General features: G+C 54.2%; 8 protein-coding genes. 6 read left to right on the top strand and 2 right to left on the bottom strand.

Annotation, left to right across the window (positions count from 1 at the left end; all coding sequences use genetic code 11):
* Nucleotides 1-16 precede the first annotated feature (16 nt).
* Complete coding sequence (locus tag J1G48_RS12480; protein ID WP_001116349.1) at nt 17-1,441, top strand: YchO/YchP family invasin; 1,425 nt, start codon at nt 17-19, stop codon at nt 1,439-1,441.
* Here J1G48_RS12480 and narL read toward each other — a convergent pair whose 3' ends face one another.
* Nucleotides 1,442-2,092: a two-component system response regulator NarL gene (narL, locus tag J1G48_RS12475; RefSeq protein WP_001064598.1), complete on the bottom strand. Its 651-nt coding sequence runs from the start codon at nt 2,090-2,092 to the stop codon at nt 1,442-1,444.
* On the bottom strand, nt 2,085-3,881 hold the full coding sequence (gene narX / locus J1G48_RS12470) for a nitrate/nitrite two-component system sensor histidine kinase NarX (protein WP_000476244.1): 1,797 nt from the start codon (nt 3,879-3,881) through the stop codon (nt 2,085-2,087). The genes narL and narX overlap by 8 nt, the downstream gene beginning before the upstream one ends.
* A gap of 340 nt (nt 3,882-4,221) precedes the next feature.
* Between narX and narK the strand changes: the two genes are divergently transcribed.
* From narK to narI, 5 genes are all read left to right on the top strand, one after another.
* Nucleotides 4,222-5,619 (top strand): nitrate transporter NarK, encoded by a 1,398-nt coding sequence (gene narK, locus J1G48_RS12465; protein WP_000019841.1) that lies wholly within the window; start codon nt 4,222-4,224, stop codon nt 5,617-5,619.
* 387 nt (nt 5,620-6,006) lie between these two features.
* On the top strand, nt 6,007-9,750 hold the full coding sequence (locus J1G48_RS12460) for a nitrate reductase subunit alpha (RefSeq protein ID WP_000032882.1): 3,744 nt from the start codon (nt 6,007-6,009) through the stop codon (nt 9,748-9,750).
* Nucleotides 9,747-11,285: a nitrate reductase subunit beta gene (gene narH / locus J1G48_RS12455; protein WP_000702615.1), complete on the top strand. Its 1,539-nt coding sequence runs from the start codon at nt 9,747-9,749 to the stop codon at nt 11,283-11,285. The genes J1G48_RS12460 and narH overlap by 4 nt, the downstream gene beginning before the upstream one ends.
* Nucleotides 11,282-11,992, top strand: a complete 711-nt coding sequence (gene narJ / locus J1G48_RS12450) for a nitrate reductase molybdenum cofactor assembly chaperone (RefSeq protein ID WP_000571673.1) — start codon at nt 11,282-11,284, stop codon at nt 11,990-11,992. Before narH ends, narJ begins: the two co-directional genes overlap by 4 nt.
* Nucleotides 11,992-12,669, top strand: a complete 678-nt coding sequence (narI, locus tag J1G48_RS12445; RefSeq protein ID WP_000545594.1) for a respiratory nitrate reductase subunit gamma — start codon at nt 11,992-11,994, stop codon at nt 12,667-12,669. Before narJ ends, narI begins: the two co-directional genes overlap by 1 nt.
* Nucleotides 12,670-12,866 lie beyond the last annotated feature (197 nt).

The following is a 12,866-nucleotide window of genomic DNA, read 5'->3' as shown; positions in this document are numbered from 1 at the left end:
GTTATGGTTTACTCTGATGCCATTCCTCTTATCTTTTGTTGTAGAAGTTGCCGACACGTTGAGCCGTATTGTTTTTCGTTCATTCTCACTCTCGCTTCTCTTGCTGGCTGCCAGCGGTACGATCCGTGCGCAGGCGCAAGACCCTTTCACGCAAAACCGTCTGCCGGATTTAGGCATGATGCCGGAATCCCACGAAGGGGAAAAGCATTTTGCCGAGATGGCCAAAGCGTTTGGCGAAGCCAGCATGAAAAATAACGATCTGGATACTGGTGAACAGGCGCGGCAATTCGCTTTCGGACAGGTACGCGATGTGGTCAGCGAGCAGGTTAACCAGCAGCTTGAAAGCTGGCTATCAGCCTGGGGCAGCGCCAGCGTGGATATTAACGTCGATAACGAAGGTCATTTTAACGGCAGTCACGGAAGCTGGTTTATCCCTTTACAGGATAAACAGCGCTATCTGACCTGGAGCCAGCTTGGTCTTACGCAACAGACTGATGGACTGGTAAGCAACGTTGGCATAGGACAGCGCTGGGCGCAGGATGGCTGGCTTCTTGGCTATAATACCTTTTACGATAATCTGCTGGATGAAAATCTGCAGCGCGCCGGCTTTGGCGCGGAGGCGTGGGGAGAATATTTGCGTTTATCCGCCAACTATTATCAGCCTTTTGCCGACTGGCAGACGCATACGGCGACCTTAGAACAGCGAATGGCGCGCGGGTATGATATCAACGCGCAAATGCGGCTGCCGTTTTACCAGCATATCAATACCAGCGTTAGTCTGGAGCAGTACTTTGGCGATAGCGTGGATCTGTTTGACTCCGGAACGGGGTATCACAATCCTGTCGCGTTAAAACTGGGTCTCAACTATACGCCAGTACCTTTGCTTACCATGACCGCCCAGCACAAACAGGGCGAGAGCGGGGTCAGTCAAAATAACCTGGGGCTGACGCTTAACTACCGCTTCGGCGTGCCGCTCAAAAAGCAGCTTGCCGCCAGTGAAGTGGCGCAAAGCCAGTCATTACGCGGTAGCCGCTATGATACGCCGCAACGTAACTCGCTGCCGACAATGGAGTATCGGCAGCGTAAAACGTTAACGGTTTTTCTGGCGACGCCGCCCTGGGATCTTACGCCTGGTGAGACGGTTGCGTTAAAATTGCAGGTGCGCAGCGTGCACGGTATTCGTCATTTGAGCTGGCAGGGCGATACACAGGCATTAAGTTTGACGGCAGGAACGGACACCCGCAGTACCGAGGGCTGGACAATCATTATGCCGGCCTGGGATCACCGCGAAGGCGCGGCAAATCGCTGGCGTTTATCGGTGGTGGTTGAGGATGAAAAAGATCAGCGTGTCTCTTCCAATGAGATCACGCTCGCGCTGACTGAACCGTTTATCACGATGCCGGACGATAATCCGCATTGGCAACCGTTCCAGGAGCAATAATTAAAAGATGCGTTCCTGATGTACCCAGACGGCGGCCTCCACGCGCGATTTCAGCTTCATTTTCTTGAGCATATGTTTCACGTGCACTTTGACCGTACTTTCGGTGATATCCAGACGCCGGGCAATCATCTTATTCGGCAATCCCTGCGCGATGAGCTTCAGAATATCGCGCTCACGCGGGGTGAGTTGCGTTACATCGCGATCGGTGGTGGCGCGGTTGGCCCGCAGGCTGGCCGCCAGTACCGGCGTTAACGCTTCACTTAATACCATTTCGCCGGCGGCGGCCTGTTGTAACGCTTTGAGCAAGTCCTCCGGCTCCATGTCTTTCAACAGGTAACCGTCCGCGCCGCGCTTTAGCGCCGTGACGACATCTTCTTCATGGTTGGATACGCTGAAAACGACAATACGTCCTGACAGCGCTTTTTCGCGTAATTTATCCAGCGTTTCGAGGCCATTCATTCCCGGCATATTCAAATCAAGGAGGATCAGATCGGGATCGAGCGATTCCGCCAGGTCAATACCCTGCTCACCGTTGCTGGCTTCTCCGACCACGCTGATATCGGGCGCCATACTCACAAGCTGCTTTACACCCGTGCGTAGCATCGGATGGTCGTCGATTAACAGGATGGTTGCCGGTTCCTGATTATTCATGGGTATCTCCCTGGGTTTCTGTGAAGTTTGTTTCTGGAATAAAAGTAACAGTGACCTCTGTTCCGCCAGTCTCGCGTCGGCGTACCTGGCAATCGCCGCGCAAACTTTGCGCCCGATCGCGCATGATAATCATGCCGTAGTGATTACTGCGTTCGGCGTTTTCCGGGACGCCGCAGCCATTATCCTGTACTTTTAGTTTGACCTGTTTGCCACATTGCGTCACTGTCACCACCACATCGTCGGCATGAGAGTGTTTAAGGGCGTTGCTGAGGGCTTCCCTGGCAATTTGCAACAGGTGTATCGCCTGGTGTGAAGGCACCAGGCGGGGGGGAAGCTGATAATCCAGTTTTACCGTAAAGCCAAACCGGGCGCTGAACTCCTGGCAGCTTGCTTCCAGCGCCGGACGTAGCCCGGGTTCCGTCAACTGTAAGCGGAAAGTGGTTAACAGTTCGCGCAGTTGCGCCCAGGAGCAGTTCAGCTCATTGCGAATTTGGCTGAGTAACTCACGGCTGCTTTCCGGTAACACGTCGCCCTGCATTTGCAGGCAGCTCACCTGCATCTTCATACAAGAGAGCGACTGGGCAATAGAATCATGCAGTTCGCGGGCAATGGTGGCACGCTCTTCCATGACAATCAACTGCTGCTGGCGCTCCTGATGCCTGTCGAGCGCCAGAGTCGCGGTAAGCTGTTCAACCAGCGTGTCCACCAACTGTTGCTGATCGTGGCTGAGATGGCGTCCATAGGGCAGCGTCGCCAGCAAAATACCGTATTGGGTGTGAGAGTCGGTGAGCCGCCATTTTAAGGTGGTGCCGCCGTTAATCATCGGCAGGGCGCTACGTGGGCAAAGGTGGCAGCCTTTATCATCGCAACTGATGTCCGACTGACAGGTAAATTCCTGGTGATTATCTTCATCTTCCAGGTCATAGACTCGCAGCTCAATATCATGCAACTGGGTTAAATTTTGCAGGCCATTCAGTACCGGAGAAAGACGCTCACATAGCGGAGCCTGTGAATGCAGTCGGCGGTTGGCTTGCCACAAAAACGAGAGAATCTGGTTTTTATGTTCCAGACCGGCTGTTTTTTCCTGTACGCGCTGTTCCAGTACCGCATAACTTTCGGCCAGTTCTTCAGACATATTATTGAGCGCAGAACCCAACGCGGCCATCTCATTGCGTCCACTGATATTGGCACGTTGGGTAAAGTCGCGCTGACTGACGGCGCGCGCCATTGATAACAACTGTTTCCAGGGCTGCAAAAGGCGAACACGTAGCCAGATAATCGTAAATACCAGCAATAGCGCCATAAAGATCGCCATTACCCGGTGAACTAATACCACGCGTTCGATACGCAATTCAGTAGTATGGTCGAACGACGTCACCAGGCGATCCAGGCCCGCCACAAAGCGCGTGACATCTTCTGCGACCGCGTGCGCGTTTTGCGCGTGCTGTAGCCCTGGCGAGAGTTCGTTATGCCAGTAATCCTGCAACGCTTTAAGCTGCTTTTGCTGCCCGTCTCGCTCAGCGGCGCGGGTCAGTTCCGGGCTGAATGCCGTTTGCTCCATCTCATCCAGCAGCTTTTGATCTTTAGCATCCAGCGGGACAGCGGCCAGTAGTCGATAGCTTTGCATACGCAATGAGCCCGCTTTATTAATCGCATGAGCGCTACCCTGCACGCCCTGAACCAGCCAGCCGGAAACCGCCATCCCCGCCACGCCGATAGCGGTAGAGAGCATGACAATCAGCGCCAGTTGGTTAACCAGCGTAAGAGGAGAGAAACACCGTTTAAACATGTTACCTTCTTTCTTCGGGGTAATGTCGCCGAAAAAACGTAGCAAAAAAGAGGGGCGTCAATCGGCTGTGCCGCTATTCTCAACGATACAGCGGAGTATACCCATACCTATAACGAGTTACTCCTTAATTGCCGCCGTAGAGAGGTATCTGCGACGGGAAGGAGTAGACAGACACAGCATGGTGAAAAACCACAGCTTTTTTACCAAAATAGCCTACTCATTAAGGGTAATAACGCTTTTTAGTCGCCGGTGATGACGACTTTTCCTTTGATTTATATCAACTTACCTTCGGCAGTAAACCCTAATGTGGCAGACATCAAATCAAGAATCAGAGGTGTCTATGAGTCACTCATCCGCCCCGGAAAGGGCAACTGGCGCTGTTATCACGGAATGGCGTCCGGAAGATCCGGCATTCTGGCAGCAGCACGGCCATCGTGTCGCCAGCCGTAATTTGTGGATTTCTGTCCCGTGTTTACTGCTGGCGTTTTGCGTCTGGATGCTATTCAGCGCAGTGGCGGTGAACCTGCCGAAAGTGGGATTTAATTTTACGACCGATCAGCTCTTTATGTTGACTGCGCTGCCATCTGTTTCCGGCGCGCTGCTACGGGTGCCTTACTCCTTTATGGTGCCGCTATTTGGCGGACGTCGCTGGACAGCGTTCAGTACCGGTATCCTCATCGTGCCCTGCGTATGGTTAGGCTTTGCCGTTCAGGATACCAGTACGCCATTTAGCACTTTCATTATTATTTCCTTGCTGTGTGGTTTTGCCGGCGCGAACTTTGCCTCCAGTATGGCGAACATCAGCTTTTTCTTTCCTAAACAAAAGCAGGGCGGCGCGCTGGGTCTGAACGGTGGTCTGGGCAATATGGGCGTGAGTGTGATGCAGCTGGTTGCGCCGCTGGTGGTTTCGCTCTCTATCTTTGCCGCCTTTGGCAGCCACGGTGTAGAGCAGCCGGACGGTTCTCAGCTCTATCTGGCGAACGCAGCCTGGATTTGGGTGCCTTTCCTGGCCATTTTTACGCTGGCGGCGTGGTTCGGCATGAACGAACTGGCGACGTCTAAGGCCTCGCTAAAAGAGCAACTGCCGGTGCTCAAACGTGGTCATCTGTGGATCATGAGTCTGCTGTATCTGGCGACCTTCGGATCGTTTATCGGTTTCTCCGCGGGGTTCGCTATGCTGTCTAAAACACAATTCCCGGATGTGCAGATCCTGCATTATGCGTTTTTCGGTCCGTTTATCGGCGCGCTGGCGCGTTCGGCAGGCGGCGCAATTTCTGACCGTCTGGGGGGGACTCGCGTCACGCTTATCAACTTTGTCCTGATGGCGATTTTCAGCGGTCTGCTGTTCCTGACATTACCTACTGGCGGCGTTGGAGGTAGCTTTATCGCGTTCTACGGGGTATTTCTGGCGCTATTTCTGACGGCGGGGTTGGGGAGTGGTTCTACCTTCCAGATGATCTCCGTTATCTTCCGTAAACTGACGATGGACCGGGTTAAAGCGGAAGGCGGGTCGGACGAAAGAGCCATGCGTGAAGCGGCGACCGATACGGCGGCGGCGCTGGGCTTTATTTCCGCGATTGGCGCGATTGGCGGCTTTTTTATTCCGAAAGCGTTTGGTTCATCTTTAGCATTAACTGGTTCTCCAGTCGGCGCGATGAAAGTCTTTCTTATTTTCTATATCGCCTGCGTCGTTATTACCTGGGCGGTATATGGACGTCATTCTAAAAATAAAAAGTAATTTTTGATTATCCTTTGCGCGGCGTTAGACCGCGCTTTTTTTTACCTGTATTTAGTTACAACATACTTATAGTCAAGAAGAGAGGCGCGACAGGGCTGACCACGCACATTTTTATCGGTCATCCAGGGGGATACCCCTTAATACCCACTTGTTGAAAATTTAACATTCAATTTGTGCGTAAATTTAATTTTATGTAATTAAATCAGTAATATATATAAATAAAACTCCTCCTCCAAAAGGAGTATGCAGGAGGTTTGCGCGCCATTTGCATCCCTGTCCGCCTTGATCGTTATCAATTCTCACGCCCATTCAGCGCGTTACCTTCGCCCTTAGTTAAGCAATGTCGATTTATCAGAGAGCCGTAAGGTTCCACACAGGAGAAACCCGATGAGTAAATTCCTGGACCGGTTTCGCTACTTCAAGCAGAAGGGCGAAACCTTTGCCGATGGGCACGGCCAGCTTCTCGAAACAAACCGGGACTGGGAGGACGGATACCGCCAACGTTGGCAGCATGACAAAATTGTGCGCTCAACCCATGGGGTGAACTGCACCGGTTCTTGTAGCTGGAAAATTTATGTCAAAAATGGTCTGGTGACCTGGGAAACACAGCAAACCGATTACCCACGCACCCGTCCCGATATGCCAAACCATGAACCTCGCGGCTGCCCGCGCGGCGCAAGCTACTCCTGGTATCTCTACAGCGCTAACCGACTGAAATATCCGCTGATGCGCAAACGTCTGATGAAGATGTGGCGCGAGGCGAAAAAACTGCATCGCGATCCGGTAGAGGCATGGGCCTCCATCATTGAAGATGCCGATAAAGCCAAAAGCTTCAAACAGGCGCGTGGTCGTGGCGGCTTTGTTCGCTCCTCATGGCAGGAAGTGAACGAACTGATCGCCGCTTCCAACGTGTACACCGTGAAAACCTATGGCCCTGACCGCGTCGCGGGCTTCTCACCCATCCCGGCGATGTCGATGGTTTCCTACGCTTCCGGCGCACGTTATCTTTCACTGATTGGCGGTACCTGCCTGAGCTTCTACGACTGGTACTGCGATCTGCCGCCAGCCTCCCCGCAAACCTGGGGCGAGCAGACCGACGTGCCGGAATCCGCTGACTGGTACAACTCCAGCTATATTATCGCCTGGGGCTCTAACGTGCCGCAAACCCGTACGCCGGATGCCCACTTCTTTACCGAAGTACGTTACAAAGGCACTAAAACCGTCGCGGTGACGCCGGACTATGCTGAAATCGCCAAACTGTGCGATCTGTGGCTGGCGCCGAAGCAGGGGACCGATGCGGCGATGGCGCTGGCGATGGGCCACGTCATGCTGCGCGAGTTCCACCTCGACAACCCGCGCCAGTACTTCACCGATTATGTCCGTCGCTATACCGACATGCCAATGCTGGTGATGCTTGAAGAGCGTGATGGTTATTATGCCGCAGGTCGTATGCTGCGCGCTGCCGATCTCGTTGATTCGCTGGGGCAGGAAAATAACCCGGAATGGAAAACCGTCGCTATCAACAGCAACGGTGAAATGGTGGCGCCAAACGGTTCAATTGGTTTCCGCTGGGGCGAAAAAGGCAAATGGAACCTCGAACAGCGCGACGGGACTACCGGTGCAGAAACTGAATTGCAGCTCAGCTTGCTGGGCAGCCAGGATGAGATTGCTGACGTGGGCTTCCCGTATTTCGGCGGCGAGGGTTCAGAGTACTTTAATCATGTGGCGCTGGATAACGTCCTGCTGCATAAACTGCCGGCAAAACGTCTGCAACTGGCCGATGGTTCTTCAGCGTTAGTCACCACCGTGTATGACCTGACCATGGCGAACTATGGTCTGGAACGCGGCCTGAACGATGAAAATTGTGCCGCCAGTTATGATGATACCAAAGCGTATACGCCAGCATGGGCCGAGCAGATCACCGGCGTGCCGCGGGCGCAGATCATCCGTATCGCACGGGAGTTCGCCGATAACGCGGACAAAACGCACGGGCGTTCAATGATTATCGTTGGCGCCGGTCTGAACCACTGGTATCACCTCGATATGAACTATCGCGGGCTGATCAATATGTTGGTGTTCTGTGGTTGCGTTGGTCAGAGCGGCGGCGGTTGGGCGCACTACGTCGGCCAGGAAAAACTGCGTCCGCAGACCGGCTGGCAGCCGCTGGCGTTTGCCCTTGACTGGCAGCGTCCGGCGCGTCACATGAATAGCACCTCTTACTTCTATAACCACTCCAGCCAGTGGCGCTACGAGACGGTGACCGCCGAGGAATTACTGTCGCCGATGGCGGACAAATCCCGCTATAGCGGCCATCTGATTGACTTCAATGTGCGCGCCGAGCGTATGGGCTGGTTGCCGTCGGCACCGCAGTTAGGTACCAACCCGCTGTATATTGCGCGTGAAGCGGAAAAAGCCGGTATGACGCCGGTAGATTATACCGTCAAATCCCTGAAAGAGGGTTCGATTCGCTTTGCCGCCGAGCAGCCGGAAAACGGTAAAAACCACCCGCGTAACCTGTTCATCTGGCGTTCAAACCTGCTTGGGTCTTCCGGTAAAGGTCACGAGTATATGCTGAAATATCTGCTGGGTACTGAGCATGGTATTCAGGGGCTGGATCTGGGTAAACAGGGCGGTGTGAAGCCGGAAGAAGTGGAGTGGCGTGACAATGGCCTGGACGGCAAACTGGATCTGGTGGTGACGCTGGACTTCCGCCTGTCGAGCACCTGCCTGTACTCCGATATCGTACTGCCGACCGCCACCTGGTATGAAAAAGACGATATGAATACCTCGGATATGCATCCGTTTATTCATCCGCTGTCTGCCGCCGTAGATCCGGCCTGGGAATCGAAAAGCGACTGGGAAATCTACAAAGGCATTGCGAAGAAATTCTCCGAAGTCTGTGTAGGTCACCTGGGTAAAGAGACTGACGTCGTGACGCTGCCGATCCAGCACGATTCTGCCGCTGAACTGGCGCAGCCGCTGGACGTGAAAGACTGGAAAAAAGGCGAATGCGATCTGATTCCAGGGAAAACCGCGCCGCACATCATGACCGTTGAGCGCGATTACCCGGCGACTTACGAACGCTTTACCTCTATCGGCCCGCTGATGGAGAAAATCGGCAACGGCGGGAAAGGGATTGCCTGGAACACGCAGAGCGAAATGGACTTGCTGCGTAAGCTCAATTACACCAAAGCGGACGGTCCGGCGAAAGGCCAGCCGATGCTCAACACGGCGATTGACGCGGCAGAGATGATCCTGACGTTAGCGCCGGAAACCAACGGTCAGGTGGCGGTGAAAGCCTGGGCGGCGCTGAGCGAGTTTACCGGTCGCGACCATACGCATCTGGCAACCAATAAAGAAGAAGAGAAAATCCGCTTCCGCGATATTCAGGCCCAGCCGCGCAAAATTATCTCCAGCCCGACCTGGTCTGGTCTGGAAGATGAGCATGTTTCTTATAACGCCGGTTATACCAACGTTCACGAGCTGATCCCGTGGCGTACGCTGTCTGGTCGTCAACAGTTGTATCAGGATCACCAGTGGATGCGCGACTTCGGCGAAAGTCTGCTGGTGTATCGCCCACCGATCGACACCCGCTCGGTGAAAGCGGTGATGGGGCGTAAATCCAACGGTAATCCGGAGAAGGCGCTCAACTTCCTGACGCCGCACCAGAAATGGGGTATCCACTCGACCTACAGCGATAACCTGTTGATGCTGACCTTGTCGCGTGGCGGCCCGATTGTATGGATGAGCGAAACCGACGCCAAAGATCTGGGCATTGAAGATAACGACTGGATCGAAGTCTTCAACAGCAACGGCGCATTGACCGCACGCGCAGTGGTCAGCCAGCGTGTACCGACGGGCATGACCATGATGTACCACGCGCAGGAACGTATCGTAAACCTGCCGGGGTCGGAAATTACCCAGCAGCGCGGCGGTATTCATAACTCGGTGACGCGCATTACGCCGAAACCGACCCATATGATCGGCGGCTATGCGCAGTTAGCCTACGGCTTTAACTACTACGGTACCGTCGGCTCCAACCGCGATGAGTTTGTGGTGGTACGTAAGATGAAGAACATTAACTGGTTGGATGGCGAAGGCAATGACCAGGTACAGGAGAGCGTAAAATGAAAATTCGTTCACAAGTCGGCATGGTGCTGAATCTCGATAAGTGCATCGGCTGTCATACCTGTTCAGTCACCTGTAAAAACGTCTGGACCAGTCGCGAAGGTATGGAATACGCGTGGTTCAACAACGTAGAAAGTAAGCCTGGCGTTGGTTTTCCGAATGACTGGGAAAATCAGGAAAAATGGAAAGGCGGCTGGATCCGCAAAATCAACGGCAAACTACAGCCGCGCATGGGCAACCGGGCGCTGCTGCTGGGTAAAATCTTCGCTAACCCGCATCTGCCGGGCATCGACGACTACTACGAGCCGTTTGATTACGACTACCAGAACCTGCATACCGCGCCGGAAGGCAGCAAACATCAGCCGATCGCGCGTCCGCGCTCGCTGATTACCGGCCAGCGGATGGACAAAATTACTAGCGGGCCAAACTGGGAAGAGATTCTGGGCGGCGAGTTCGAAAAACGCGCCAAAGACCAGAACTTCGAAAACATGCAGAAGGCGATGTACGGCCAGTTCGAAAACACCTTCATGATGTACTTGCCGCGCCTGTGCGAGCACTGCCTCAATCCGGCGTGCGTGGCGACCTGCCCAAGCGGTGCCATCTACAAGCGTGAAGAAGACGGCATTGTGCTGATCGACCAGGACAAGTGCCGCGGCTGGCGGATGTGTATTACCGGCTGCCCGTACAAGAAGATCTACTTCAACTGGAAGAGCGGCAAATCTGAAAAATGCATCTTCTGCTATCCGCGTATTGAAGCGGGTCAGCCGACTGTTTGCTCGGAAACCTGCGTGGGCCGTATCCGTTATCTTGGCGTACTGCTGTATGACGCCGATGCCATTGAAAGCGCCGCCAGTACGGAAAACGAAAAAGATCTGTACCAGCGTCAACTGGACGTGTTCCTCGATCCGAACGATCCGGCTGTCATTGAGCAGGCGTTGAAGGACGGCGTGCCGCAGAGCGTGATCGATGCGGCGCAGCAATCGCCAGTATACAAAATGGCGATGGACTGGAAGCTGGCGCTGCCGCTGCATCCGGAATACCGCACGCTGCCGATGGTCTGGTACGTGCCGCCTTTGTCACCGATTCAGTCTGCCGCCGACGCGGGTGAACTGGGCAGCAACGGTATTCTGCCGGATGTAGACAGTCTGCGTATCCCGGTGCAGTACCTGGCGAATTTGTTGACCGCTGGCGACACTCAGCCGGTACTGTTGGCGCTGAAACGGATGCTGGCGATGCGTCACTACAAACGTGCGGAAACCGTAGACGGTAAAGTGGATACCCGCGCGCTGGAAGAGGTGGGTTTAAGCGAAGCCCAGGCGCAGGAAATGTATCGTTACCTGGCAATTGCTAATTATGAAGATCGCTTTGTGGTGCCGAGCAGCCATCGTGAACTGGCGCGTGACGCATTCCCGGAGAAAAGCGGTTGTGGCTTTACCTTCGGCGATGGTTGCCACGGGTCTGATACCAAATTCAATCTGTTCAACAGCCGCCGCATCGACGCTGTTGATGTGACCAGCAAAACGGAGCCGCACGCATGATTGAACTCGTCATTGTTTCGCGTCTGCTCGAGTACCCGGATGCTGCCCTGTGGCAGCATCAGCAGGAGTTGTTCGATGCGCTCGCGTCATCTGAGAACCTGGAGAAAGAGGATGCCCAGACTCTGGGCGTTTTCCTGCGCGATTTAACCGCGCAGGACCTGCTGGATGTACAGGCCGCTTATAGCGAACTGTTTGACCGTGGTCGCGCCACATCGCTGCTGCTGTTTGAACATGTACACGGGGAATCCCGCGATCGCGGTCAGGCGATGGTTGACCTGATGGCACAGTATGAGCAGCACGGTTTGCAGCTCGACAGTCGCGAACTTCCCGATCATCTGCCGCTGTATCTGGAATACCTTGCGCAATTGCCGAAAAGCGAAGCGTTAGGGGGTTTACAGGATATCGCGCCGATTCTGGCGCTGCTCAGCGCACGTTTGCAACAGCGTGACAGCCGTTATGCGGTGCTGTTCGATCTGCTGTTAAAACTGGCGAATACCGTTATCGACAGCGATAAAGTGGCTGAAAAAATTGCGAATGAAGCACGTGATGATACCCCGCAGGCGTTGGATGCGGTCTGGGAAGAAGAGCAGGTGAAATTCTTCGCCGATCAAGGGTGTGGTGAGTCGGAAATCTCCGCTCACCAGCGTCGTTTTGCCGGGGCCGTGGCACCGCAATATCTGAATATCACCACCGGAGGACAGCACTAATGCACTTCCTGAATATGTTCTTCTTTGATATCTACCCGTACATTGCCGGATCGGTATTTCTGATCGGTAGCTGGTTACGTTACGACTACGGCCAGTACACCTGGCGGGCGGCTTCCAGTCAGATGCTGGATCGCAAAGGAATGAACCTGGCGTCAAACCTGTTCCACATTGGGATTCTGGGTATTTTCGCCGGTCACTTCCTGGGCATGTTAACGCCGCACTGGATGTATGAAGCTTTTCTGCCGGTCGACGTGAAGCAGAAGATGGCGATGATTGCCGGCGGCGCCTGCGGCGTGCTGACACTGGTTGGCGGTATTTTACTGCTCAAGCGTCGTCTGTTTAGCCCACGTGTCCGCGCCACCACTACCGGCGCAGATATTTTGATTCTCTCGCTGCTGGTGATTCAGTGCGCGCTGGGCCTGCTGACCATTCCGTTTTCCGCCCAGCATATGGACGGGAGTGAAATGATGAAGCTGGTCGGGTGGGCGCAGTCAGTTGTGACCTTCCACGGTGGCGCATCCGCACATCTGGACGGTGTGGCCTTTATCTTCCGTATGCACCTGGTACTGGGGATGACGCTGTTCCTGTTATTCCCATTCTCGCGCCTGGTGCATATCTGGAGCGTGCCGGTCGAGTACCTGACCCGCAAATACCAGATTGTTCGTGCACGTCACTGATTTTCTCTCGATGCCCTAAACTCCGCTTCGGCGGAGTTTTTTTATGGCTGTTTGCCGGAGTGCGGCATAAATGCCTTATCGACCGCCGCCTTGTTTCGTTTACAGCGGATCTGCCATGTCTGGCATCTGAATCCGGACTCTTTGTTTCTGAGTTTATTCAGCATCTGTGCGAGTTTTTTGTAAGCAGAAAAAGGATG

Origin of the sequence: Salmonella sp. SAL-020 (assembly GCF_017372215.1) — a bacterium.
Lineage (GTDB): Bacteria > Pseudomonadota > Gammaproteobacteria > Enterobacterales > Enterobacteriaceae > Salmonella > Salmonella enterica.
Note: the sequence above shows the minus strand (reverse complement) of the source record. Positions and strands in the feature narration are given on the sequence as shown.

What these genes read in the sequence shown, in the direction of transcription:
- J1G48_RS12480 (WP_001116349.1), top strand. Translation starts at nt 17, where the DNA reads ATGCCATTCCTCTTATCTTTTGTTGTAGAAGTTGCCGACACGTTGAGC.
- narL (WP_001064598.1), bottom strand. Translation starts at nt 2,092, where the DNA reads ATGAATAATCAGGAACCGGCAACCATCCTGTTAATCGACGACCATCCG.
- narX (WP_000476244.1), bottom strand. Translation starts at nt 3,881, where the DNA reads ATGTTTAAACGGTGTTTCTCTCCTCTTACGCTGGTTAACCAACTGGCG.
- narK (WP_000019841.1), top strand. Translation starts at nt 4,222, where the DNA reads ATGAGTCACTCATCCGCCCCGGAAAGGGCAACTGGCGCTGTTATCACG.
- J1G48_RS12460 (WP_000032882.1), top strand. Translation starts at nt 6,007, where the DNA reads ATGAGTAAATTCCTGGACCGGTTTCGCTACTTCAAGCAGAAGGGCGAA.
- narH (WP_000702615.1), top strand. Translation starts at nt 9,747, where the DNA reads ATGAAAATTCGTTCACAAGTCGGCATGGTGCTGAATCTCGATAAGTGC.
- narJ (WP_000571673.1), top strand. Translation starts at nt 11,282, where the DNA reads ATGATTGAACTCGTCATTGTTTCGCGTCTGCTCGAGTACCCGGATGCT.
- narI (WP_000545594.1), top strand. Translation starts at nt 11,992, where the DNA reads ATGCACTTCCTGAATATGTTCTTCTTTGATATCTACCCGTACATTGCC.